23 protein-coding genes and 1 riboswitch are annotated in these 22,612 nt (G+C 56.3%); of the genes, 2 read left to right on the forward strand and 21 right to left on the reverse strand.

All coding sequences use genetic code 11. The annotated features are described in order from the left end of the window. Positions 1 to 45: 45 nt before the first annotated feature. The 8 genes from MKY12_RS25360 to MKY12_RS25395 form a co-directional block, all read right to left on the reverse strand. Complete coding sequence (locus MKY12_RS25360) at positions 46 to 762, reverse strand: glycosyltransferase (protein WP_036727141.1); 717 nt, start codon at positions 760 to 762, stop codon at positions 46 to 48. Next, a complete protein-coding gene (locus MKY12_RS25365; protein WP_209876014.1) occupies positions 759 to 1,754 on the reverse strand; it encodes an NAD-dependent epimerase/dehydratase family protein in 996 nt (331 codons plus the stop codon). The genes MKY12_RS25360 and MKY12_RS25365 overlap by 4 nt, the downstream gene beginning before the upstream one ends. Then, positions 1,751 to 2,590 (reverse strand): SDR family oxidoreductase, encoded by an 840-nt coding sequence (locus MKY12_RS25370; protein ID WP_036727137.1) that lies wholly within the window; start codon positions 2,588 to 2,590, stop codon positions 1,751 to 1,753. The genes MKY12_RS25365 and MKY12_RS25370 overlap by 4 nt, the downstream gene beginning before the upstream one ends. Continuing rightward, entirely contained in the window at positions 2,587 to 3,573 is a 987-nt protein-coding gene (locus tag MKY12_RS25375; protein WP_036727136.1) for a polysaccharide biosynthesis protein, read from the reverse strand. Before MKY12_RS25375 ends, MKY12_RS25370 begins: the two co-directional genes overlap by 4 nt. After that, positions 3,563 to 4,657, reverse strand: a complete 1,095-nt coding sequence (gene wecB / locus MKY12_RS25380; protein WP_036727134.1) for a UDP-N-acetylglucosamine 2-epimerase (non-hydrolyzing) — start codon at positions 4,655 to 4,657, stop codon at positions 3,563 to 3,565. The genes MKY12_RS25375 and wecB overlap by 11 nt, the downstream gene beginning before the upstream one ends. Further along, positions 4,654 to 6,246, reverse strand: coding sequence for a glycosyltransferase family 4 protein (locus tag MKY12_RS25385; RefSeq protein ID WP_339311409.1), 1,593 nt, complete (start codon positions 6,244 to 6,246; stop codon positions 4,654 to 4,656). Before MKY12_RS25385 ends, wecB begins: the two co-directional genes overlap by 4 nt. A gap of 197 nt (positions 6,247 to 6,443) precedes the next feature. Continuing rightward, positions 6,444 to 7,577 carry a glycosyltransferase gene (locus tag MKY12_RS25390; protein WP_209876010.1) on the reverse strand — a complete coding sequence of 378 codons (1,134 nt, stop codon included), beginning with the start codon at positions 7,575 to 7,577 and terminating at the stop codon, positions 6,444 to 6,446. Between the two features lie 32 nt (positions 7,578 to 7,609). Then, positions 7,610 to 8,698 carry a DUF3880 domain-containing protein gene (locus tag MKY12_RS25395; RefSeq protein WP_339250807.1) on the reverse strand — a complete coding sequence of 363 codons (1,089 nt, stop codon included), beginning with the start codon at positions 8,696 to 8,698 and terminating at the stop codon, positions 7,610 to 7,612. A 262-nt stretch (positions 8,699 to 8,960) separates the two neighbouring features. Here MKY12_RS25395 and MKY12_RS25400 point away from each other — a divergent pair, with 262 nt between their 5' ends. Beyond that, on the forward strand, positions 8,961 to 9,737 hold the full coding sequence (locus MKY12_RS25400; RefSeq protein ID WP_339311410.1) for an AAA family ATPase: 777 nt from the start codon (positions 8,961 to 8,963) through the stop codon (positions 9,735 to 9,737). A gap of 154 nt (positions 9,738 to 9,891) precedes the next feature. Here the strand turns inward: MKY12_RS25400 and MKY12_RS25405 are convergent, their stop codons facing one another. From MKY12_RS25405 to MKY12_RS25445, 9 genes are all read right to left on the reverse strand, one after another. Next, positions 9,892 to 10,065, reverse strand: a complete 174-nt coding sequence (locus MKY12_RS25405) for an aspartyl-phosphate phosphatase Spo0E family protein (protein WP_076082320.1) — start codon at positions 10,063 to 10,065, stop codon at positions 9,892 to 9,894. Between the two features lie 116 nt (positions 10,066 to 10,181). Continuing rightward, on the reverse strand, positions 10,182 to 11,594 hold the full coding sequence (locus MKY12_RS25410) for a hypothetical protein (protein WP_339311411.1): 1,413 nt from the start codon (positions 11,592 to 11,594) through the stop codon (positions 10,182 to 10,184). A gap of 9 nt (positions 11,595 to 11,603) precedes the next feature. Next, entirely contained in the window at positions 11,604 to 13,502 is a 1,899-nt protein-coding gene (locus MKY12_RS25415) for an LTA synthase family protein (protein WP_339311413.1), read from the reverse strand. 309 nt (positions 13,503 to 13,811) lie between these two features. Further along, positions 13,812 to 15,155 carry a 5'-deoxyadenosine deaminase gene (locus MKY12_RS25420; RefSeq protein WP_339311414.1) on the reverse strand — a complete coding sequence of 448 codons (1,344 nt, stop codon included), beginning with the start codon at positions 15,153 to 15,155 and terminating at the stop codon, positions 13,812 to 13,814. A 61-nt stretch (positions 15,156 to 15,216) separates the two neighbouring features. Next, positions 15,217 to 15,315: riboswitch (purine riboswitch) on the reverse strand. A gap of 156 nt (positions 15,316 to 15,471) precedes the next feature. Then, on the reverse strand, positions 15,472 to 15,999 hold the full coding sequence (locus MKY12_RS25425) for a GNAT family N-acetyltransferase (protein WP_235191942.1): 528 nt from the start codon (positions 15,997 to 15,999) through the stop codon (positions 15,472 to 15,474). A 189-nt stretch (positions 16,000 to 16,188) separates the two neighbouring features. Then, entirely contained in the window at positions 16,189 to 16,578 is a 390-nt protein-coding gene (locus MKY12_RS25430) for a hypothetical protein (RefSeq protein ID WP_036727124.1), read from the reverse strand. A 19-nt stretch (positions 16,579 to 16,597) separates the two neighbouring features. Then, positions 16,598 to 16,885, reverse strand: coding sequence for a hypothetical protein (locus tag MKY12_RS25435; RefSeq protein WP_036701531.1), 288 nt, complete (start codon positions 16,883 to 16,885; stop codon positions 16,598 to 16,600). Beyond that, positions 16,882 to 17,217 carry a hypothetical protein gene (locus MKY12_RS25440; RefSeq protein WP_036727122.1) on the reverse strand — a complete coding sequence of 112 codons (336 nt, stop codon included), beginning with the start codon at positions 17,215 to 17,217 and terminating at the stop codon, positions 16,882 to 16,884. The genes MKY12_RS25435 and MKY12_RS25440 overlap by 4 nt, the downstream gene beginning before the upstream one ends. Positions 17,218 to 17,250: 33 nt before the next feature. Next, entirely contained in the window at positions 17,251 to 17,631 is a 381-nt protein-coding gene (locus MKY12_RS25445; protein ID WP_327196465.1) for a nucleoside-diphosphate sugar epimerase, read from the reverse strand. Between the two features lie 185 nt (positions 17,632 to 17,816). Here MKY12_RS25445 and MKY12_RS25450 point away from each other — a divergent pair, with 185 nt between their 5' ends. Beyond that, positions 17,817 to 18,341 (forward strand): GNAT family N-acetyltransferase, encoded by a 525-nt coding sequence (locus MKY12_RS25450; protein ID WP_339311417.1) that lies wholly within the window; start codon positions 17,817 to 17,819, stop codon positions 18,339 to 18,341. 808 nt (positions 18,342 to 19,149) lie between these two features. Here MKY12_RS25450 and MKY12_RS25455 read toward each other — a convergent pair. From MKY12_RS25455 to MKY12_RS25470, 4 genes are read right to left on the reverse strand one after another with little or no spacing between them, the layout of a single operon-like run. Next, the gene (locus MKY12_RS25455; protein WP_339250824.1) at positions 19,150 to 19,881 is read right to left on the reverse strand and encodes a sugar phosphate nucleotidyltransferase; all 732 of its coding nucleotides are present in this window, start codon (positions 19,879 to 19,881) and stop codon (positions 19,150 to 19,152) included. 47 nt (positions 19,882 to 19,928) lie between these two features. Beyond that, complete coding sequence (locus tag MKY12_RS25460) at positions 19,929 to 20,666, reverse strand: glycosyltransferase family 2 protein (RefSeq protein ID WP_339250826.1); 738 nt, start codon at positions 20,664 to 20,666, stop codon at positions 19,929 to 19,931. Continuing rightward, the gene (locus MKY12_RS25465) at positions 20,663 to 21,655 is read right to left on the reverse strand and encodes a glycosyltransferase family A protein (protein WP_245368361.1); all 993 of its coding nucleotides are present in this window, start codon (positions 21,653 to 21,655) and stop codon (positions 20,663 to 20,665) included. Before MKY12_RS25465 ends, MKY12_RS25460 begins: the two co-directional genes overlap by 4 nt. After that, complete coding sequence (locus tag MKY12_RS25470; RefSeq protein ID WP_339250831.1) at positions 21,652 to 22,497, reverse strand: glycosyltransferase; 846 nt, start codon at positions 22,495 to 22,497, stop codon at positions 21,652 to 21,654. The genes MKY12_RS25465 and MKY12_RS25470 overlap by 4 nt, the downstream gene beginning before the upstream one ends. Positions 22,498 to 22,612: the final 115 nt, after the last annotated feature.

Raw genomic sequence — 22,612 nt, forward strand, 5'->3', positions numbered from 1 at the left:
TGGTCTTGGGCTGTGCTGCAGTGCCGGCTATGCGCGCTCCGGCAGCTAGCCGCCCATGGAAGCAATCAGGGCGCTTAAGGGAGCGTGATAACGGGCACTGGTTGCTGCAGCCTCGGCCATAATGACATCGTAGTGTCTGAGCGTGCCCATTCCCTCATGCCGGCGGTAAGCCGTCAAGGACTGGTTCAGCATCACCGGTGCATAACCGTTCAGAATCGCCCGGTACCACAGATCATAATCATGGGTATACGGCAGTGCTTCATCGAACATTCCGATGGCTCCGAAGATCTCCCGCTTGAACATCACCGTACAGCCGTTGATAGGATTGCCGTACAGGAAGCAGCGCAGATATTCAAGCTGATTCGGGAATACGGCCGCAGCATTCAGCTCCATAGCCTGCGAGTTTCCATTAATGTAATTGAAGTTGGTGTACGAGATCAGCAAACGGTTCTGTTCCATGAACAGAACCTGATTATTGATCTTGTCACGATAGAACATATCATCCGAGCTGAGCCAGACTACATAATCTCCCGTGGCATGCGCAATACCGTGGTTAAGTGCCGAAGCGGTGCCGCCGTTGGCCTTGCCCAGATAGTGAATGTAGGGCAGGTAAGGGGTAATCCGCTCTGCATGCAGAGTTGAACCGTCATCCACTACGATAATCTCATAAGGCTGCCAGGATTGGCTTATGGCGCTCTGCAGCGCCTGCTCAATATAAGGGCAATTGTAAAAAGGAATAACTACGGATACTCTGGGCTTCATAACAACCTTCCTTCCTTACCGGCCCTTGTATAGCCGATAATATCCGCCAGCGAACGGTCCAGCGCAATCTCCGGCATCCAGCCGGAAATAACAGCATAGTCCCCCGATTCTTCAGGCGGTACCTTACTATCAGCAGATTCAATTGGAGGCTTCGCCGGAACGGCAGGTGTCGGGGAAGGATTGCCCCGACTGTGCTCCTCCTGCGGGCCCCAGTCCATCGCAACCGGAGCTGCCGCATGGGCCAGCAGCTTCGCCGCAACCTCCCCCAGCTCCCGCTCTGTCCCGGAATCAATGCGGTAGATCCTTCCTGTCTCGCCCGAATCCAGAATGAAGCCATAGGCCCTGACCGCATCACGCACATCCAGAAAGTCACGCAGCGCATGGCGCGAGGAGAGCCGAAACGCAGCAGGTGCAGCCGATCCGGTTACAGCGGCTGCTTCACTGCGCACAATATGCTGTGCCAGCAGGGAACAGAAGCCGGTGGACGGACCCGGACCAATCAGGTTCGAGGGCTCCGCCATCAGCACCGGCTGTGCAAACAGCGTTGCCCAGGCCAGCGATACCAGCTCCTCCAGCGTCTTGCTAAGGCTATAGGGATGGGGCGGGTCTGCCGCACCCGGTCTATACTTAAGCCGGGAGCCGGCCACCAGAATACGGCTGGCCGGCTGGACACGCAGCGCCTCAAGCAAATAAAGAGTAGCCATTACATTGGTCTCCATGTAGAGCAGCGGGTCCCTCCAGGACTCCGGGACCGAATTCTTGCCTGCCAGGTGCAGCACCTGATCCGGCTTCACCGCTCCAATCATTGCCGCCACAGCCCTGCGGTCCCCCAGGTCACAGACATACTGCTGAACGCCGTCCGGGAACAACTCCGCAGCTGGCTTGCGGCGGACTACAGCAGTCACCTCCGCTCCTCCGGCGGCAAAGTAGGCCACGGCATGCCTGCCGGTAAAGCCGGAAGCTCCGGTAATAAGGAGACGCCGCCCGCTCATGTCAGCAGCTCTGAGCTGCGCATAAAGTCGGCAAGCTCGCTAAGCATCCGGGGATAGGAAGGCAGCTCAATCGTGACATCGCTTCTCGTGCTGATCAGCGTCCGGTCCTGAACCGGCGTCTGCTGCGGGATGATCTCAACATCCTCTTTATGAAATGCGGTCTGCATCATCTGCAGCAGCTGATATTTGCTTACGGGCTGCGGGTGGGCCAGATGAATCAGCCCGGAGAGATCCGAGTCCAGCAGGGAATCGATGGCTTTGGCCAGCTCCAGGGTGGTGACTCCATTCCACATCACGCATTCATATCCGGTTACCCGGCCTTTCTGGGCCAGAAACCATTCCATGAGGCCGATTCCGCCGGAGCGGATCTCGGGCCCGATAATGGAGGTACGGATCGTGAGATGTCCGGGATCCCGCACTTCTCCAAGACTCTTGGTGAGGGCGTAGACCGAGGTTCCATCCGCGGCATCCTCCTCCGTATAACCGCCGCGTGTTCCTTCGAACACGCAGTCGGAGCTGATATGGATGAGCCGGGCATGAATCTGGTCCGCTGCCCGCCGCAGGCGGTGGGGCAGAAATCCGTTGACATGATACGCGCCGATCCGGTCCCGTTCGGCGAATTGATTGAGTACCCCCATCGCATTAATAATGCAATGGGGGGAGACGATTTCAACCAGCTTCTCTACACCGGCGATGTCGTCGGCGTCTACATACAACCCTCCAAGATCCTTCTTATCCCGGGTTGTATGGAAGATGTGGTGCTTGCCCTGGCGGCGAAAATACTCCGCCAGCATATGACCTGCCATACCATTTCCGCCGAGAATCAGGAGCTTCACTGGAGGAACCCTCCCCGGATCAGGATATCTTTGATTTCAGCCTGCTCCATCAAATGATTCTCCGAGCTGAAGCTGCTGAAGGACACATGAGGGAAATGACGGTAATGCTCCTTCAGCTCCGGCATATCGAGTGTGGGCAGAATAACCAGGTACTGCTCATCGTAGACCACCGTAGTCAGGCTCTCGAAATCGCTCATCAGGATCTCATGGATTTTCTCACCCGGGCGGATGCCGGTCTCGATCATACTGACATCCGTCCGGCCGGAAGCTTCAATCAGCACATCGGCCAAATCCACGATCCGGCAGGTCGGCATGGTCATGACAAAGATCTCTCCGCCGATACTGACATCGGAAGCCTTGAACAGCAGGGTAATGGCATCGCGCAGGGTGAAAAAAAACCGGGTCATGTTCATATCCGTAATCTTTACCTGTCCCTTGTCCTTGATCTGCTTCATGAACAGATGGACCACGCTGCCGTTCGTACCCAGCACATTGCCTCCGCGCACCGTAACAAACTTGGTGCCTGAGCCGATCAGATTGGCATAGACGAACAGCTTCTCACCGATGGCCTTGGTCATACCGTAGAAGTTCGACGGATTGGCCGCCTTGTCGGTAGAAATGTAAATCGCCTTCTCCACATTGTTGGCAATCGCGGCTTCGATGACATTTTGTGTGCCGACCACATTCGTCTTGAGCGCCTCGTACGGCTGGTCCTCGCAGACGGGTACATGCTTGAGCGCGGCCAGATGGAAGACATAATCCACACCGCGGCAGGCAGCCACCAGCGCATCCTTGTCACGGATATCGCCGATGATGAAGCTGAGATGCTTATCTTCAAATTCACGGCTCATGGCTACCTGTGCAGACTCACTGCGGGAGAATACGATGATTTCTTTGGGATGCTGCGGCAGCAGCTGCCGGATCAGCTCATGCCCCCAGGAACCGGTACCGCCTGTAACCAGAATCCGTTTATTATTGAACATGCAGGTTCCCTCCAAGCAGAAATTTAACTACCTTTACCGAGACACCTTGGGCAAGATACCCTTCCGGCGCCTCCCAATCGGGCTTAAGCGACGTCATCAGCACGGTGCAGCGCAGAATGCTGTTCTGTTCTACCCCGGACACTACATTACTTCCGCAATCGATAGTTTCCGGGCGTTCTGTCGTCCGGCGTATGGTCACCGTAGGCACTCCCATCAGGCAACATTCTTCTTGAACGGTGCCGCTGTCGGTAATGGCGCACAGGGCATAACGTTCCAGATGAACAAAGTCAAAAAATCCGAAAGGTTCGTGAAACTCCACCAGCGGGTTCATACTCAGCGGGAACTGCTCCGTAAGCTTGGAGCGTGTACGGGGATGGATGCTGCAGATCAGGCGGAGTCCCAAATGCTCAGCCACCAGGTTCAGCCCGGACATAATCTGGAGCAGCGACTCCGGATCATCGACATTCTCGGCCCGGTGGGCTGTTACCAGCAGATACCGGCCGGCTTCAAGCTTCAGCCGGGACAGGATGTCACTGGCCGCGATCTGCTCTTCGTAATGCGTAATCACCTCATGGATGGGGTTGCCGGTTAACACGATACGCTGGCTGGGGAACCCTTCGCTGAGCAGATGTCTCTTACTCTGCTGGGTATACGGCATATTTATGGTGGAGACGGCATCTATGACACGGCGGTTTTTCTCCTCCGGCACTTTCAGATCGTAACAGCGGTTGCCTGCTTCCATATGCACCACAGGGATGCCCATCCGCTCGGCCAGAATGGCACATAGCGCACTGTTGGTATCCCCCAGCAGCAGCACGCGGTCCGGCTGCTCTTGAAGCAGAATGCTCTCCAGACTGCCGAACATGGCGGCCAGCTGACCCCCGAGTCCTGCCTGCTTATCCTGCAGCACGTAGTCCGGTGCGCGGAGTCCCAGCTCAGCGAAGAATACCCCGCTGAGGCTGGCCGTGAAATTCTGTCCCGTATGCACCAGCACATGCCGCTCCGCATACCGGTCCAGCAGCGGAATGATAACGCTAAGGCGGATGATCTCGGGCCGCGTGCCCAAAATCGTCATGATCTTCATGGGTTCACTCCCCTTTGATTATGGCCTGCCCTTAGGAACCGGGCAGGCTGCTCAGGATGCCTTACGCCGCCGCTTGCTCCGGCGGCTTCCGGCCTGGCCCGCGCGGCGCTTCTTGCCGCCGCCGCTGGCCCGCCGGCGCGCGGAGCCTGCCGCGCGCTTCTTACGGCGCGGGCGCGTTCCCGCCGCGCCGCTCCGGGACTTGGCGCGGCGCAGCCTGCCGCGCCGCAGCTTCGCGGCCCGCAGCCGTGCGGCGCGGCGCCCGGTCTTGCCCCCGTCGGCTGTGCCGCGGGGGCGCTCTTTCCGCCCGCCGGCGCAGCAGCGGGCGGGGCTTCCGGGCCGCCGATGAGCTGCGGCGGCTGGAGGCAGTAGCGGAGATGCCACCTCTCCGCTAAGCCTTGCAGCCGGACGCGGTAAGCCGCCGGGCCGTAGACGGCCTCGATGCGCTCCCGCGCCTGCCGGCCAATGCCGGCCGCCATCGCCTGGTCGGCCAGCAGCGCGTTCACCCGCCCGGCCAGCGCATCCATGTCTCCCGCAGGCACTAGCAGCTCGCCGCAGCCTGCGGCGTCCAGAATCTCCCGCAGGCCGCCGGAATCATAAGCGACAACCGGCTTGCTGAAGGCATAGCCCTCCAGGGCCGTCATGCCGAAGCCTTCCCGGATCAGGCTGGGGACAACAAGCAGATCCATCGCGCAGTAAGCGGCCGGCAGACATTCTTCGTACCCGACAAACCGGAAGCGTGAGGTCAGACCCTCCAGCTTCACCTTGCGGACACAGCGCTCATAGTAGCTTTTATCCCCGGGAGTCCCCACTACGAGGTAGCGGGCAGCCGGATGCTGCTCATGCACCAGAACCGCCATCTTGACGAAATGCTCCAGTCCCTTCTCCTTATTAATGAAGGAAGAGACATAGCCGATCAGCGGGTCCCCCGGGGCGATCTTCAGCTCACTCCGCCGTTCCCCGCGCAGCTTGCTCCAGGCCTCGAACATCAAATCCGCGTCACTCCATGACGGAGGAAGCTGGGTCACCTTACTATCGCGGATCTCCTCGGGGAAGCACGCTGCCGCTGTCTGTGAAATCGCCAGAATCTCATCGCTGTTGTTGTGGATCAGCTCTACGCTGATCGGGGTGAACTCGTTGTCTGTAATGGTCTCCGAGATCTTCCAGATCACCGGTATGCCCAGTGACTTCGCCGCGATGGGCGGCAGGGCATGCACACAGGTGCTGGTGATCACGAAGGACGGACGGAGCTCCGCAAGCCAGTGAGTCAGCTCATGATATTCCCGGCCCTCCTGCAGCTTGCGGATATCTGCCGGAAGACCGGCATAGGGAGTGTATACTCCATAGACCAGCGGAATAGACATCAGCCGGACTTGAAGGCCGTAGCTCCGGGCCAGCTGTGTCAGCTTCCCGTCCTGCGGGGCTACGAGGATACAATTGAAGTAAGGAGACAGCTCCCGGCTGAAGAATAACAGCAGCTTCTCCGCACCCGTAATACTGCGCGTGTTGGAGACATGGGAAAAGAGGACGATCGTCGCTTTGTCGGCCATGGTGTCTCGGCGCTCCCCTGCGAAGGGCTGTGGAGCAGCCATTCACCTCCTAAATTTTGAATGCACACAATCTGTTATCACTCAGCAGTGCTCCTGCTTGGGACGGGTATATTAGCTGACAGGCTAACATCTCTGCCCGGTACTCCAGTATATTGAGGAGGCACAGATGCCGGCACGACACCTGTCCCCTGTGATACGCACATTTTGCTGACAGCCTGTTCTACGATTGCCCTGCTGGCTTACCCGTAAATAACCCTAAGCAGCTGGCTCAGACGTCTGGTATACGTATGATCCCTCAGTGTCCGTTCGAAGGCGCGGAGGGACATCTCCCGGCGCTCTTCCTCGTGCGTCAGATAGTACTGGATTTTGTCCATCAGCTCGCGGGGGCCGGAGAAGGTGTCGATCTCTTCGCCCACCTTGTAGAAGGAGCCGAGATCATCACGGGCATCGCAGAGCTGCAGCGTGCCGCTGGCAGCAATCTCGAACGTGCGCGGATTCGGCGATACAGCCGGAATATACAGCGTGTTATTGTTGACGGCATCGTCGATATGCGAGCGGTGAAGGTTGATCACAATCTTCGAGCCGCTGTAAGCTACAGCCGTCTCCTGGGGGGACATCCATTTGCCGATCTCAATCCGGTCGCCATAGAGCGGTGCTTCCGGCAACCGGTCCCACCAGATTCCGTTAATGACCGTGTTATAGCTCATCAGCTCCGGCATAATATCGCGGAAGAAATTAATCCGGTTCCAGTAGGCAGACCCGATGAAGCTGACATCCCGGCTGACCGGCGAGCGTCCGGTAGTCGGACGGTAATGCTCACGGTGTGCGGCAAAGGGCAGATAGTGGACCTCCGTGCAGCCAAGGCCGCGGTAGATCTCTACGCAATTACGCTCCAGTGTGAATACATAGTCATAGTGAGGCACAATCTTCATTGTGAAATCGGTGTAATACGGATCATCGGTCAGCCAGATCGCGGTCTTGATGCCCTGACCGCGCAGAATAGCCACCTGCTCCAGGGGCAAATCCAGGCCATCCAGCACAAGCACGAGGTCGGGACGCTGGGCAGAAGCCAGCTCTACCAGATTCTGGCGCACATCGGTAATCGTCACGTGAGTGGTCAGTCTTTGCAGCGCGAAGAGCACAGCATCATCAATCGGAGAGTACGGATACCCTTTGCCTGAAGCCACGTACATCACATGGATATTCCTTACCGGCTGCGGCTCCTCCGGGCGTCCGTCCAGAACAGCCAGACGTCCCCGCAGATATCCTTCGTCATAGCCTCCCTTGAAGCCGGTCAGACGTCCCCGCAGCTTCTCTTCCTCCGCAGGGGTTCTCGGCAACGGCGGGGCAGGCATAATAAATTCGTTGTTCATGAGTATTCGCTCCTTTTGATCCATAATGAAATTCACCCTCTTGAAGTAAGAACACCCAGTAAATGAGGCAGACGCGAAGTAAAGGTATGCCGGCGCAGCGTGGTCTGCAGTCCCCGCAGCGCATACTGCCGGCGCTCCTTGTCGTGCTTCAGGTAATAATCAATTTTGCGCTTCAGCTCATCGGCAGAAGCGAAGGTCTCCAGATCCCGGCCCGGCTTGTAGTGGATATCCAGATCCTGCCGGATATCGGTCAGCTGCATCGTCCCGCAGGCGCTGATCTCATAGGTCCGGGGATTAATGGAGAGGGACGGAAGCTGGAACGTATTCCGGTTGTCCATCCCTCCCTCCCAGGGCCGGTGGATATTAATGACCAGCTTCGCGCCGCTGTAATAATTGGCGGTCTCCTCCGGCGGGATGAAGCCCTCTCGGATGTACGGAGACAGCTCCTCGAAGTGGGCCAGCCGCTCCCAGAATCCGCCGGCGATGAGCACCTTCTTTCCCCGCAGGAAGGGGACCAGTTCATCGAACAGCTCCGTACGGTTGCGGAAGGCGTTGCCGATGAACACGACATCATAGTGATATTGCGGTCCGGTGTGGCGCGGGTAGAACATCTGGGGGTTGACGCACAGCGGAAGGTAATGCACAGACGCCGTCCCCAGCGAACGGTAGAATTCCACACAGCCCAGCTCATGCGTGAACACATAATCGTAATGCCGGCAGATGACGGATGTGTCCTCGGTGAAATAAGGATCATCCACAAACCAGATCGCCGCCGGGATACCCAGCTGTCTTATTGCCGTAATTTGTTCCAGATGATTCTCCGGAAAAACATGCAGCCCGTTCATCACCAGCACCGCCTCAGGCAATTCGCGCGATGCCACCTCCAGCATAGTTTCCGGAGGACAGATAATCAGCTCGCTTACCAGCAGCCGCAGCGCTTCTGCGACTCCCGCATCGATGGCCTGAAACCCCTGGGGAACATACATCAGTTTTAACGGCTGACATTCCCCCACTTCAAGGGTATTCAGGCGCTTCACGGCTTCGCACAGGCCGAGATGGTACCCTTGCAGATAGCCATCCCGGTAATCCTGTGGAAGCCCGCCTCTCTTTTTTGTTTTCACGGCCTTCACCCTGCCCCGTTATATTCTCAAGACAGTAGTACTATATGCGGAGTCAGCATCCGCCTCATGGACATCTGTCTGTATCACACCGAAATTGGCATATGCCCCCGGTCTTTCGCCCGCTTGGCCCGAACCTCTACAGAATTCATCCACTCTTGTCCATGAGTGCATGCTCTGTACTCCGATGCTTGTTCAAGTACTTTGCGGGGACAACGGGAATCATCTACAATTAGGGAAACACCTACTGAGGAGGCACTAAGATATGAGTTCAATCTATGACCCTATGCTGTATCTGCGCCATGTCGAGCTGCTGCGCGATGCGGTCCCTTCCTTCGGAAGCTATCCGTTTAATCTGCCGGTGGTAAGAACCTTGGAACGGCTTGCTTTTCAGAAGCAGGTCACTTTTCTTGTAGGGGAGAACGGTAGCGGGAAGTCTACCTTGCTGGAGGGCGTTGCTGCTGCCTGGGGGTTCAATCCGGAAGGCGGGACGCTGAATTTCTCGTTTAATACCCGCGCCTCGCATTCCAGTCTCTACGAATATTTGCGGATTGCCAAAGGGGTGAAGCGGCCGAAGGACGGCTTTTTCCTGCGTGCGGAGAGCTACTACAATGTGGCTACTTACATCGATGAGCTGGATGAGGACCCCGAGGCGGGAAGACCCATTAAATCCTCCTATGGAGGGAGCTCGCTGCATGAGCAGTCGCATGGAGAATCCTTCTTCTCCACGTTCGTTCACCGCTTTGGCGGACAGGGCATCTATATTCTGGACGAGCCCGAAGCCGCTTTGTCTCCCCTGCGGCAGATGTCACTGCTGGCGCGGATGCATGAGCTGGCTGCGCAGAATTCCCAGTTCATCATCGCCACCCACTCCCCGATTCTGATGTCCTATCCGGGTGCAGAGATTCTTCTGCTGCAGGGAGAGAGCATCACGCCTGTTGCGCTGGAAGACACGGATCATTATACGGTCACCCGCGCCTTCATGACGAACCGGGAGAAGATGCTCCGCGAGCTGCTGGGCGATGAGCCTGATCCCTTATAAGCAGAAACGGCTCGGCCGTCCTGTTAAGAACGGCATTCGTTTCAGCGAGAACGTTAGGATTGAAACATATAAACGCTTAAATTTTAAAAAAAGACACTCTGCGGCGTTAACCGTCAAAGTGTCTCTTGTATTTGCATAGCTGCTCTGTATTTCTCTAATAAAGCTGATCATCCTTCTCCGTATTACAATCACTGTATTCATTCAGGAGCGCATCCAGCTTCACCGATTGGCGGAGTACCCGGACATCCTGCATCCCGTACTCCAAGGCCAGTTTGTTCAGTTCCTGTCTTGCCTGTTCGATCTTATCCTTGTATTCGTCATTCCCCATAGCGGCCCCCTTATAGGATGAGGCTGTATCAAGCCATTTCCACTCTTTTACTAAAGTTCCAAACACATTGTATTCTATAATCCGCTAGGGGTCAATTAAGGGTTTGACATGATAAGTTATTTCAGCAGCTTCGTCAGCTTATGCAGCGTCCAGCCCAGCATCGCTACCGCCATCATATCGAAGCAGACATTGAACAGGAACAGATGCTTGCCGATATCCGCGCGCCCGTCACCGAGGATCGGAACCAGGAACGAGAACAGGCCGATCAGTCCCAGCAGCATCATCAATTCTCCGGCAATCCGCCCTGCCGCCTCCCGCGTACGGAAGTATTGATAGAACACTCCAGCATAATACACCAGATAGAAAATAACCAGGAATCCGAGGGAATGGGGCAGATGCTTGTTCTTGAGCTCGCTCCACCCGCTGTACATTCCTGCTACCGCGCCCGCAGGCTTGCCTTCGCTTTTCTCATAGCTTCCGAGATAGTAGGGACGGATGGACATGCTGTTAGCAGCCGCATATTTCATATTCTCTATTAACCGGCCGGGATGCTTCATATAAAAGAAAAGCACATCCTTATGCGAGACACGGTCATAGAAATCCGGACCCAGCGATGGATCATCCTGCTTGATCGCCGTATCCCCCTGGAAATAATTCGTCCCCGCCAGCACCTCGAGGCGCTCCGGCAGCCCCAGGTCGCGCAGATCGCCGCGCACATCTGGCGATTCGTTCAGTATGCCGAAGAACACCGTCTGATACAGGTTGATATGCTTAAGCTCCTTCGGCGCCGCCACATACATAATCACCGATACCAGCGCCGTAGCTACCGCAAGACTTAGCGCCAGCTTGCGCCAGCTGCCTGTTCCATTCAGCGTCCGCAGGCGCAGGAAGATCAGCGCGAAGGCGAGGCCGACCGGGGCATTCTGGATTTTGGAGCAGATCAGGAACAGTACGGCAATGAAGAACAGCGTAAGTCCTTTGGAGGACGGCTGCTCCTGCCCGGTAAGCCTCAGACCCAGCGCGAACGTAAGCAGCATGAAGACCATCGACACGGGTTCGCCGAACAGAGAGTTGAAATAAGCCAGATAGCCGATATCGTAGAACACAAACAGCATTCCCGCACCCAGCAGCAGGCCCGTGGCATAGGAGCTCTTCGCACCCAGCTTGACGATCATCCACGTGGCAGCCAGCAGCAGCACTGCATATACAACTGCCAGAAGACGGATATCGAAGTAGCTGCCGTGAAATAAGCCCGCAAGCAGCCTTGGCACCAGCACCAGCAAAATTTGCGAGGACGGGTAGAAGCCCTTGAACAGATCATCATAAGCAAACTTAGAATGACTGTAGCTGAAGAAGCGGTCGGCATAGTCCTCCCCGGCATCAAAATAATTCAGCCCGACCGTATTCATCATCCGCAAAAAATCGCCGTTATCGGCAACGCCTGTGAAGGGCCGCACGAACAACAGATAGAGGACCAGCACAGCGCCGGCCAGCGAGATGAGGTATTCGGGTTTCCATAGTCTTTTCATAACATTCTCCTAACGCTGCGGAAGCAGCTTCACATATTCGTCAGATAAGCCCATCAGCTTCAGGATATAGTCGTAATCGCTCTGATAGGCACTGAAATCCTTCACCGGCTCATGCGTATCCAGCGAGACCGCCTCACCGTCCGAGAAGCTCTTACCGGGCACAAACAATACTTCATCATTAAAAAACGAGCCTGTCGGCAAATAATAGCGCATGCCCACCACATTACGGTCCACATTCAGCAAATCATGCCCGAACGCCGTGAACCCTTCGTCCTTCAGCGATACCCCGAGCAGATTGGCTACCGTCGGCAGCACATCCAGCTGTCCGCCGGTCCGCTCCACAACCTGTCCCTGCTTCATACCGGGCACGTGGATCACGAGCGGAATGTTGAACCGGCTGATCCGGTCATCATACTTGATGCCCAGCGCGTCCTCCACCTGCTCCGCCGGGACGTCCTTCGGCTGCAGGCCGAAATGGTCACCGTACAGCACCAGCACGGTATCCTCCCACATGCCCTGCTGCTTCAATCCGTCAATCAGTGTGCCTATCGCATAATCCGTATAGTTCACCGCGCTCAGATAATCGCCAAGCATCGTACCCTGGAGCTTGTCCGGCACCTGAATGCGGCGTAAGCTGTCCGGCACCTTGAACGGATGATGGCTGGAGGCCGTCACCAGCTGGGCGTAGAAAGGCGTACCCTTCTGATGCAGCACCGCCAGCTTCTCCACGGCAGTAGCATAGAGCTGCTCATCGGAAGCCCCGAACGAATTGAAATGGTCATTCTTGAAGGAGCCTTTGTCATAGTAGCCGTTGAAGCCAAGCGCCGGATACAGCTCATTCCGGTTCCAGAAGCCGACCTTATTCACATGGAACGTGTACGCCTCATACCCCTTATCCCGCAAAAGCCGCGGCAGTCCCGGCAGCTGCCGGTCCCCGAAGCCTGTGGACATGGCCAGCGAAGCGATCGGATAAATCGAGGTGTTGCTCATAAATTCCGCATCCGATGTATTGCCCGGACCTACCTGCTGATACACATGCGGGAAATAGAAGCCCTCTCCGGCCAGACCATTCAGCACCGGGGTCAGCTCCTGACCCTCCAGTGACTGATGCAGCGGGAAATTCTGGAACGCCTCCAGTTGGATGATGATGACGTTTTTCCCTTTTTGCGATCCGAAATGCTCAGGCAGACCGCCTGTCACAGCCTTGTATGGATAGGTAGCCTCCAGTGACTTCACCTTGGCTATCGTCTCCTGAAGATCACCGGTCCCGATGAGGCCGTTATCCTCCCGGGCCTTGATCGCTGCCACCACCTCATAATTCAGGAATCCGGCCGTCTCCGCCTGAACCAGCTCATTGGTAATTTCCCTGGCCGAATGAATCGAATACGCCGACAGCGAGCCGCCCCCTATGATTGCCACCAGCAGCACCACCAGATAGATGCTCCGGGTTCTGCTTGCAGGCTGACTGCCCCGCTGCCAGCGCATAGGGCCTCTTTTCCATCTACGGAAGAGCGAATAAATTATCACTATCAGCAGATCGGCAAAAAACAGATAATCGACCCACTCAATCGTAGATTCCACACTCTCTTTTACCTGAAAGACCTGGTTCAGCTCATAGAGCGCCAGATAGGTAGGCACCGAGCCGAAGTGATTGAAGTACACACTGGCCGCGAAGAGCAGCAGCGACAATAAGCCATTGAAGGTCCAGAAGACCCCTTTTCTCATCCGCCGAGGCGTAATTACAGCCAGCACACCTAGCAGCAGGAGCACCGGCGCCAGATCCGCAGCGATCCACTCCCAGGCAATCCGGTCAAAGAACAGCCCTCTCAACAGCAGCAGCTTCAGCCACAGCAGTCCCGCCACGATATAGAAATGCACCTGCGCAGACGCAGGTTTGCCCTCTCTCATTGCCATCCCCTCTTACTCTCTTCATTAATAGTGGTGTAAAATTAATTCCTTATTTCTGTAAAAAGCTCACGTTGCTCTAGTATAGCAATACTTGTAAAGGGAATCAAAAGAGGGCCACCCTATTAAACAACTGAGCGGGAGAAAAGGTTCATTAAGGTCATTATCATTATCCGGACAAAAAAAGCAGAGGCGCAAAGTCCCCTGCATGGCTACAGTTTGAATCTGAGATGCTTCTGGTCCAGGCTGCAATCATGCCTCCGGTCACTATAGTCAGTTTGTCTGGAACAACTGGCGTGGAGCCCCTACCGCTCAGGATAGCCGCGCGCTGCCCAGTAATCTTTTAATCGAAAGGTTCGCTTCATGGAGCACGACTTCTTTGTCGATGGTCTTCAGCCGCCCTGTGTGCATAAGAATCTCACCGTCAACCATCGTTGTCTCCACATCGGCACGGGTGCCCGAGTAGACAATCCGCGAGATCGGGTCTACATCATAGGAGGGGAAGGTATGGAAATTATAGAGATTAAGGATAGCCAGATCTGCCTTCTTGCCGACCTCGATACTGCCGATCTGATCCTCCATCCCGACCGCCTTCGCCCCCCCGATGGTCGCCATCCGAAAGACGCTCCGGGCATCCATCGTAGTCGGGCCATGCGCGGGCTTCTGGATGACTGCTGCCAGACGCATCTCGTTGAACATATCCAGGTTATTGTTGCAGGGCGCGCCGTCTGCACCCAGGCTGAGGTGAATATGGTCATGTAACATACCAGGCGTATCAGCAATGCCGGAGGCCAGCTTGAGGTTCGAGCCCGGACAGTGGCTGACATGAACACCGCGGTCCCGCAGAATCCGCTTTTCCTGCTCATCCAGCCAGACACAGTGAGCCAGAATCAGACGTTCATTAGCCAGCCCCAGGTGATCCAGGTAAACGACATTGCGCATACCGGTCATCGCCTGCACAAGCTCGATCTCTCCCAAATTCTCGGAAGCATGGGTATGCACCTTCACCCCGTAACGGGCCGAGAGGCTCTGCACCTCCCGCAGCAGCGGCTCCGTACAGGAAATGACAAACCGCGGGGAAAAAGCATACTGAATCCGGCCGTTCGCGTATCCGTTCCATTTCTCCAGCAGATCCACACTCTCCTGCAGCGAAGCCGCCGTCTCCTCCTGCAGGGCCGCCGGTGCATCGGGGTTCTTCCGGTCCATCATGACCTTCCCTGACAAGGCGCGGATACCGCTCTTCGCAATCGCCTGGAAAGCATAATCCGTATGATGTACCGTCTCCATATCCACGATGGTCGTTGTGCCGCTGGTGATTAATTCCCCAATGCCCAGCATGGCAGAATAGTACAGTGACTCCTCGTCATGCGCCGCCTCCAGCGGCCAGATCCGCTTGCGCAGCCAGTCCATCAGCTCCAGATCATCCCCTTTGCCGCGAAACAGCGTCTGGCACAGATGAATATGCGTCTGGATGAAGCCGGGGATGACCGTCCGGTTCTTGGCGTCTATGACTAGCTCATCCTCATCCCCATTCACTTCAAGGCCGGTGCCAATCTCCACAATCAGATCGCCCTTGATGCGGATATCACCGTATATAATGTCCTCCTGCTTGTTCATCGTAATAATCTCCGCATGCTTGATCAGGATATTCGCCATTGTCTTCTCCCCCTAGTCTTGTTGATATCCGGCTGCCTGTAACACAAAAAGGCCACAAAAATATGCCTCAGCATATTTTCGTAGCCAGAAATTTACGGTTCCCGGTAGAGACCCTTAAACCAATTATTAAGGATATACGAAAAGGACTATTCAATTACTTATGAATAATCCCATCATAATTCAAAGACAACTTTCATGTCAATAAGAGTTATTAAAGCTAACATTATTATTCGATAAAGTGAGTTTAGGGCATGAATCAACATTTTCACAATAGAAAATCAGACTTCAATGTGATGTTAACTGACTTTAGCAGAAATTATCTCTCCATATTATCTGGCAGCACCTTCTCAAACACCGGAAAAGCAGCGGTACGGCCGGGAAAACAAATCTCGCCTCTCTGCGAATACCCGAGCGAAGGATACAGCTTAAGCACCCTGTCATTCTTCGCATATGTATCAAGCCGGATGCTTCTATACCCGCTGCTGCGGGCGAATTCCTCGGCAAAGGCGATCAGCCGCCGGGCAATCCCTCTGCCCTGAATCTCGGGATGTACTGCGAGCCGGTGCATGATCAGATGCGGCCCCTGCTGCTGTTCCCATTCAATGCCTGCATATTGCTCCGCCTGGTTCTCATCCAGCACAAGAATCCCGGCAATCGCCTCATGCTCCAGGCAGACAAATAAGGTTCCCTTACCGATATCTTCACTAATGACTTCCCGGTTAGGGTACCCTTCATCCCATTGATCGCTTCCGCCTGCCTGCATAACTTGTACACATTCGGCAATCAGATTCATAATCTCCTGGATTTCCTCACTCCGCGCTCTTCGTATCTCATTACCCATCATGTGTGTTCCCCGCTTTCCTGCCTGAATAGTGACCCCGGTAAAGATTCTGTTAAGAAGTCTACCATATCCGGCCGGAAATTCCGAGAGCCCGCCTTATCCCAAAGTTCCCCATGTGCTATAGGGGCGGCGCAATATGCGCCAGCCCCTATATAACCGCAGCCCTGGTCCGCTGCTGTTCCTGCGGCTCTGTCAGCCAAGCTCCAGCTTATGCCCGTCCTCGAAGCCCTTGGCGAAACCGGCGTCGAACCCCACGTTGTATGCTTCGGTGTAGCCCTGCTGATAGGCGTCTCCCGGCGGCAGTTCCGGCGGGACGCCCAGCTCCGGGGGGAGCGGAATCACCTGCGGCACCAATGGTGTTTCGATTGCCGGTATGACCTGCACAGCGCGCACCCTGCGTAACCGGCGGCGGAGCCTTCTTTTTTTGCGCAGCTGCAGGGATTTCTTCCCCGGCTTACCGGGCAGACCCTTGCGCGATTTGCGTCCGGGACCTTTGCGTATCCGTGTCTTCCGCGACAGCAGCGGTCTGCGTCTCTTGCCCTTGCCCGTGGAACCAAGCTTGCCCAGTCTCTTTCTCTTCATCATCTACGCCTCCTGTACTTCATCTACTTCTGGCGGTCCCCTCTGAGCAGACCTTGCTCAGCCAGGGGGCTGCAGGCACTCCTTCTTTGGGCTCATGCAGCGAAATACCGGATATCATCCGGCACATCGAACTCTGGTACCCGCTAAGAATCCTGATATTGTCGCTCAGCTTGCGGGCTGTCAGCTCCGATTGCCCCGTCACTTCAGCAATACTCTCGAGGATGGCTGCAAGCGCTGCCTGGCTGCGGGCGATCGAGCGGATCATCTCCAGCTTGACGGCGTGTTCGGAGAGCAGCCCGCCGCTCATTTGCTGTCGTCCCCGAAGCTGAAGCCCTCGCCATCCCCGCCGAAATCGCCGCCCTCGTCTTCCCCGCTGCCCAGCACCGCCTTCAGATTGCTGTACAGCCCGTTCTCCAGCTTCGTCAGCCCCTCTACCATTTCCACGATTACCTCGTGAATAGAGATGGATTCCTTCAACTGGTCTTCGTGGGAGTCGAACGCTCTAGCGTGGATATGATGATGGGTCCACTGCTTCACTTTTTCCGCTTCCACCGCTTTGGCCTCGAGAATCATCGCGATGTTCCACTGGATGGCAGCGGTCGACTCCAGCATTTGCAGATATGCCTTTTCTCTGCTCATCCTCCGCCTCCTTGCTCAGGTTACACGTTACCCTTACTCTTCTTCCTGACCGTTTAATTCCTTGATGACCCTGCCTACTCCCTCAGCCATCGCCTCTTCAAGATCAGCAAGTGCATTGAGATAAGCAATGATATTTTTGTTGACTTGGCCTGAGCTTTCCACCAGCCCACTGAATCCGCCGAAATCAGGGTCCGCATCCGGCAGATCGTGAACTATTTGCGACATACGGACGGCTACGTGGCGTTCGGCGTCGAGAATCCGTGCCATTTGTTCGTGCGTATGGGCCATGTGCTGCAGGACTTTTGTAATTTTACTCTGCACCTTCATGTCTCCTTTGCTCAAACGCCCTGCTACAGCATATGCGGCATCCGCCTTGACGGTGCCGGAGAAGCGCCGCAAGTTGGGCTGGGACATGCCGCAAGATGACCATTAATTTCAACGTTCGAATCCCCGTGTCAACTTCCGCTTCAAGGTACGGAGAAGGCTGCAAGCTGGAGCATATTGACAAGGAACAGGACGGCAGACTATGCTTGGCTGAAAACACATCCTAATGGTGTATGTCCGCATCTATGTACCCGGATTAGAACTGGAGGCAATCTATGAAACTTACAGGTGAACACCTGGACCTATCTCCTCTGAGCGCACCCGAGCTGGCGTTAGCCTTAGCGGATTACGCCGGGCTGGAGCAGGCGCTGGGCCTGAACGTGACGGCAACCGCAACCCTCATGGACGATGAAGAGATGCGCTATGCGATGCGGGTCAGGCATGCGAAGGTACTACAGGATGAAGAGAATTACTGCTGGCTGACCATGTGGGCCATCATCCACCGGGAGCAGCGGCAGCTCATCGGCTTCCTGATTCTCAAAGGCCGCCCGAACGAGCAAGGAGAGGTCATCGTTGGTTATGTCCTGGACGAGAGATACTGGGGCCAGGGCTATGCCACAGAAGCGCTGCGGCAGATCACCGCCTGGATCTTCAGCCATCCCGGCGCACGCTGGGTCATTGCAGATACCGAGAAGGACAACCTCGCCTCCCACCGTGTCCTGCAGCACCTGGGTGCGGAGCTGTACCGCGAGACCGAGGATTTGTTCTGGTGGAGAATCGCTCGGCCAGCCAGTGACTGATCGTGATGAGTTGGGTGGCTACCAAGCTGGGGGCTGCATGCTAAGGGCGATATGCTGGGGCTCATGCTGAGGCGATAAGCTGCGGACTACGGGCGATAAGTTGAAGGCTGCAAGCTGGAGACTATAAACCCAGGGCTGTATGCTACGGGGGTTAAGTAAAAGGCTGCATGCTGAAACGGCTGCACTGCCCGCCGGGGGAGTTAGAACCGACTTTCGACCCCTGCGCCCGCTTTCGGCGGATTCAGGGGCATTTGTGCTCTTCATTTCTGCCGAACGCTGACTTTCACCGGATTCAGGGGCATTTGTGCTCTTCATTTCCGCCGAACGCCAACTTTCGCCGGATTCAGGGGCATTTGTGCTCTTCATTTCTGTCGAACGCCAACTTTTGCCCGATTCAGGGGCATTTGTGCTCTTCATTTTAGCCCAGCGCCGACTTTTGCCCGATTCAGGGGCATTTGTGCTCTTCATTTCAGCCGAACGCCAACTTTTGCCCGATTCAGGGGCATTTGTGCTCTTCATTTTAGCCCAGCGCCGACTTTTGGTGAATTCAGAGGGATTTATCCCTCTCCTTCCAGCCGCCAGCCCACTTCCGGCGAATTCTATGGGATTTATCCCTTTAGTTACCTTTTACCACTCAAGTTTCCTTCAATCCTCTTCCTCTTCCTCTTCCTCTTCCTCTTCCTCTTCCTCTTCCTCTTCCTCTTCCTATGTAGACCAACTAATTACTCTTCCCTCTCCCTCTCACCCGCTCTCCCCCCTTCCACCCCGTTCAATAATCGCCCTCACCTACCAAAAAAAACGCCGCCCCTCAGGGCAGCGTATCTCTCAGCTTATCTCCGGCTTCGCGCAGAGACTGGAAGGTTCCCGCGTCGCTCCACCAGCCTTGCAGCACATCATAGCTTAGCTTGCGCTCGGCAGCATACAGGTTGTTCACATCAGTAATCTCCAGCTCGCCCCTTCTGGAAGGCGAAATCCGGCGGATGATATCGAATACAGCTTCATCGTACATATATATGCCTGTAACACAGAATTTCGTCTTCGGCTGCTCCGGCTTCTCTTCAATGTAAGCAATCAGGGAGGCATCGGCGCTGTCAAACACCGGAACTCCGTATCTGCGCGCATCCTCGACAGGCTTCAGGAGCACCTTCGCGGTACCCGCCGGCTGTTGCAGATAACTCTTCACGTAAGGCTCCAGACTATCCTTGAACAGATTATCCCCCAGCAGCACGACAAACCGTTCCCCCGGCAGGATGAATCCTTCCGCCAGCTCCAGCGCTTCCGCGATGCCGCCTGCCGCCTCCTGGATTTTGTAAGTCAGGGATACGCCAAATTCAGCGCCGCTGCCCAAAAAGTCAGTGTACTGTCCTGCGGACTGTTTGCTGATGACCAGGAGAATATCGGTGATCCCCCCCTGGCGCAGCCGCTCGATCCCGTAGCACACCATAGGGTACTTGCCGACCGGAAGCAAATGTTTGTTCATCAGCCGGGTGAGCGGGTATAGCCTTGTTCCTGTTCCGCCTGCCAGTATGACTCCTTTCACTTACGTTCCTCCTCTTTCTCTACGTCTTTTGCCTTCGGCCAGCGGCCTCAGATGAACTGCGCCGGGTCCACTTGCCATTTCTCTATAAAAAACCTGCGGTTGCGCTCCACCAGCTCCTGCAATGAGGCGGAATAGACCTCCTTGAAGCTGGCGCTGCCTTCATGATGAACCAGGCAATCTCCGGCAATCAGCAGCCGGTATCCCTGCAGCCGGGCACGGTAGCAGTAATCGTCATCCTCATAATGGCCCGGCGAGAATCGTTCATCGAGCAGGCCGATCGCGTCCATAAGCTGTCTTTTGAATAAAAAGCACAGACCTACAAGCCTTCGGGTCTCCACCCACTTCGCTGCATCAGGAATATTGGCCCGGAGTGCCTCGGCATGGAACCCTGCAATATCGGTATAGCCGGTCTGTACCTGCTGCTGTCCGCTGGCATAATTCGTCACCGGTCCGACAATCCCTATATCGGAGGCACTGTACAAAGCGCTCTTCAGATTATCCAGCCAGCCTTGCGACACAATGACGTCATTGTTCAGCAGCAGCAGCTCCTCCCCCGCAGCCAGCTGAAGCCCAATATTGCAGGCCAGCGGAAAACCGCGGTTCTCCGGGAGGGAAATGAACTTCAGCTTGCTGGCACGGCAATAGGCTTCGGTACCATCATCCGAGGCATTGTCCACTACAATAATCTCATAGGCTGACCGGGTATGCGCTCTGATCGATTCGACGCAGGAACGCAGCAGCCCAAGCCTGTTATACGTAGGAATAATAATGCTCGTCATTGTCATAACGCGTTCCTCCAGGCGGCAATCTGCCGGCGGTGCTCCAGCAAATTATCGGCCGACAGCTGCCCGCTGCTCTGCTGGTGGGCAATCACACAGACCAGGGCTTCCGCGTGATCACCGGCAATCAGCTGCTCCATAGCATTCCCGGCACCCGTGTTGCCCTGGCGCAGCCGGTTCTGCTTGATCACATTCACCCCTCCGGCCTTCTCCACCCGCAGGCGGCCCAGAATGGAGAGCGCCAGCGCCCGAGGCGGCACCATCAGCTCGCGGTAGCCGATTCTCTCCAGCGCCCGGCGGGATAAGGCATGCGGAACCGCCGTCATGGAGCTTGCTCCAAGATCAGGGCGGCCCAGAACCTGATTCAGGTAGAGCTTGCAGCGGGTAACCGCATCACTTAGCCCGAAGGGCGGCAGCAGCGGATCAAGGTCATTGAGCGCCACATCCACCCCCCGGTCCACCGCAGCCACAAAAGAGGACAGCTGCCCGGCGGAGATCACCATATCGCCGTCCAGAAACAACAGGATATCTCCCCGGCTAAGCTTGGCGCCAAGAGAACGTCCCACATCATGTCCGGCAGATTCCGGAATGTACACTATACTTGCCTGAGCGCATAGCCGGGTCCGCTGAAAGCTGCGGTCATTACATCCATTGAGCACAACAATAATTTCTTGCGGCTTCAGGCGTTCCACCTGCTCCAACAGCTTCGGCAACGTCTGCTCCTCATTCCTGGCCGAGATAATGACCGACAGCGAACCCTGAGATGCCGGCAGGGACAGGCCCCTACGCCCGGAAGCGGGCTTCCGCTTGGACCGGGAGAGGCCAGGGCCCGCCGCCGCAGGCTTGTTGCGGCGCTTCGCGGACCGCCGCTTAGCTGCGCCTCCACGCACTACTGCGCTGCGTCTGGCGGAGCGGCCTGTAGAGCCGCTGCTTCCAGGAGCAGTACGCCCCGCTGAAGACCGGCCGCTGACGGATACTTCCCGCGCTCCCATCATCTCACCATCTCCCTTCGCCGGATGCCGTCCCCGAAGCCAGCCCGGCCGCCCTTGCGTTCCAGCACCATTGCTACAGCATCCAGGTGGTCTCTGAGGATAGCCTCCTGCAGAAGATCACTGCCGCTGTGCTTCCGGCGGACCGCATTCATCCTGCCCACAGGCACGTTATACACCGCCGTCACAACCAGACCCTCCAGTACTGCCTGCGCATGTGCGAGCGGCGGCCTCGACAGCAGACCGCTGCCCAGAACATCTAGCGCCCTGCGGCTAATCGCATGAGGAACGGCGGTCAAGGAGCAGCCCTTCAGCTCAGACCTTCCGAGCAGAAGATTCAGCACATGCTTGGATAACACCACCGGATGCGGAAATCTGCTGCGGACCGGGCCGGAATAATCATTCAAGGCCAGATCCGCTCCGCCGCTGACCGCGTTCACGAAGGGACGCAGACGCGAGGCGGGGATCACCAGATCCCCATCAGTGAACAGCAGAACCGCTCCCTTCGCCGCCTCCGCGCCTACGCTTCGCCCGACATCGTGTCCGAGCGGCTGTTCATACACAATTACGTTAGCTCCGCAGGAGCGCGCAATATCTGCGGTCTGATCCGCAGAACCGTTAACAATCACAATAACCTCACAGCGGGGATGAACGCCTCTGGCTCCGGCAATCACTGCGGCAATCGTCGCCGCCTCATTCATGGCCGGAATAATAACCGACACCTCAGGCTGCGGATGATTCACCGCAGGCGGCAGTACAGCAGGCCGTACCGGCCTTGCCACCGGCCGCCGTGTTGTCCGGGTTGCCCGCCGCCCCGTGCGGCGGGCAGATGCTCCTTTTCTTTTCATGCTCATCCACCTTCCTTCACAGGGCTGCTCCCGGGCTGAGGGTTACACCATAGTCTATGTATCCCGCCACCCCCGGTAACGGCAAGTGTCTCCCTGAGCGCAGATAATTGGACAA

This window comes from Paenibacillus sp. FSL M7-0896, from assembly GCF_037975415.1.
Lineage (GTDB): Bacteria > Bacillota > Bacilli > Paenibacillales > Paenibacillaceae > Paenibacillus_AQ > Paenibacillus_AQ silagei.

What these genes read in the sequence shown, in the direction of transcription:
- MKY12_RS25360 (WP_036727141.1), bottom strand. Translation starts at nt 762, where the DNA reads ATGAAGCCCAGAGTATCCGTAGTTATTCCTTTTTACAATTGCCCTTAT.
- MKY12_RS25365 (WP_209876014.1), bottom strand. Translation starts at nt 1,754, where the DNA reads ATGAGCGGGCGGCGTCTCCTTATTACCGGAGCTTCCGGCTTTACCGGC.
- MKY12_RS25375 (WP_036727136.1), bottom strand. Translation starts at nt 3,573, where the DNA reads ATGTTCAATAATAAACGGATTCTGGTTACAGGCGGTACCGGTTCCTGG.
- wecB (WP_036727134.1), bottom strand. Translation starts at nt 4,657, where the DNA reads ATGAAGATCATGACGATTTTGGGCACGCGGCCCGAGATCATCCGCCTT.
- MKY12_RS25385 (WP_339311409.1), bottom strand. Translation starts at nt 6,246, where the DNA reads ATGGCTGCTCCACAGCCCTTCGCAGGGGAGCGCCGAGACACCATGGCC.
- MKY12_RS25390 (WP_209876010.1), bottom strand. Translation starts at nt 7,577, where the DNA reads ATGAACAACGAATTTATTATGCCTGCCCCGCCGTTGCCGAGAACCCCT.
- MKY12_RS25400 (WP_339311410.1), top strand. Translation starts at nt 8,961, where the DNA reads ATGAGTTCAATCTATGACCCTATGCTGTATCTGCGCCATGTCGAGCTG.
- MKY12_RS25405 (WP_076082320.1), bottom strand. Translation starts at nt 10,065, where the DNA reads ATGGGGAATGACGAATACAAGGATAAGATCGAACAGGCAAGACAGGAA.
- MKY12_RS25410 (WP_339311411.1), bottom strand. Translation starts at nt 11,594, where the DNA reads ATGAAAAGACTATGGAAACCCGAATACCTCATCTCGCTGGCCGGCGCT.
- MKY12_RS25415 (WP_339311413.1), bottom strand. Translation starts at nt 13,502, where the DNA reads ATGAGAGAGGGCAAACCTGCGTCTGCGCAGGTGCATTTCTATATCGTG.
- MKY12_RS25420 (WP_339311414.1), bottom strand. Translation starts at nt 15,155, where the DNA reads ATGGCGAATATCCTGATCAAGCATGCGGAGATTATTACGATGAACAAG.
- MKY12_RS25425 (WP_235191942.1), bottom strand. Translation starts at nt 15,999, where the DNA reads ATGATGGGTAATGAGATACGAAGAGCGCGGAGTGAGGAAATCCAGGAG.
- MKY12_RS25430 (WP_036727124.1), bottom strand. Translation starts at nt 16,578, where the DNA reads ATGAAGAGAAAGAGACTGGGCAAGCTTGGTTCCACGGGCAAGGGCAAG.
- MKY12_RS25435 (WP_036701531.1), bottom strand. Translation starts at nt 16,885, where the DNA reads ATGAGCGGCGGGCTGCTCTCCGAACACGCCGTCAAGCTGGAGATGATC.
- MKY12_RS25440 (WP_036727122.1), bottom strand. Translation starts at nt 17,217, where the DNA reads ATGAGCAGAGAAAAGGCATATCTGCAAATGCTGGAGTCGACCGCTGCC.
- MKY12_RS25445 (WP_327196465.1), bottom strand. Translation starts at nt 17,631, where the DNA reads ATGTCCCAGCCCAACTTGCGGCGCTTCTCCGGCACCGTCAAGGCGGAT.
- MKY12_RS25450 (WP_339311417.1), top strand. Translation starts at nt 17,817, where the DNA reads ATGAAACTTACAGGTGAACACCTGGACCTATCTCCTCTGAGCGCACCC.
- MKY12_RS25460 (WP_339250826.1), bottom strand. Translation starts at nt 20,666, where the DNA reads ATGACAATGACGAGCATTATTATTCCTACGTATAACAGGCTTGGGCTG.
- MKY12_RS25465 (WP_245368361.1), bottom strand. Translation starts at nt 21,655, where the DNA reads ATGATGGGAGCGCGGGAAGTATCCGTCAGCGGCCGGTCTTCAGCGGGG.
- MKY12_RS25470 (WP_339250831.1), bottom strand. Translation starts at nt 22,497, where the DNA reads ATGAAAAGAAAAGGAGCATCTGCCCGCCGCACGGGGCGGCGGGCAACC.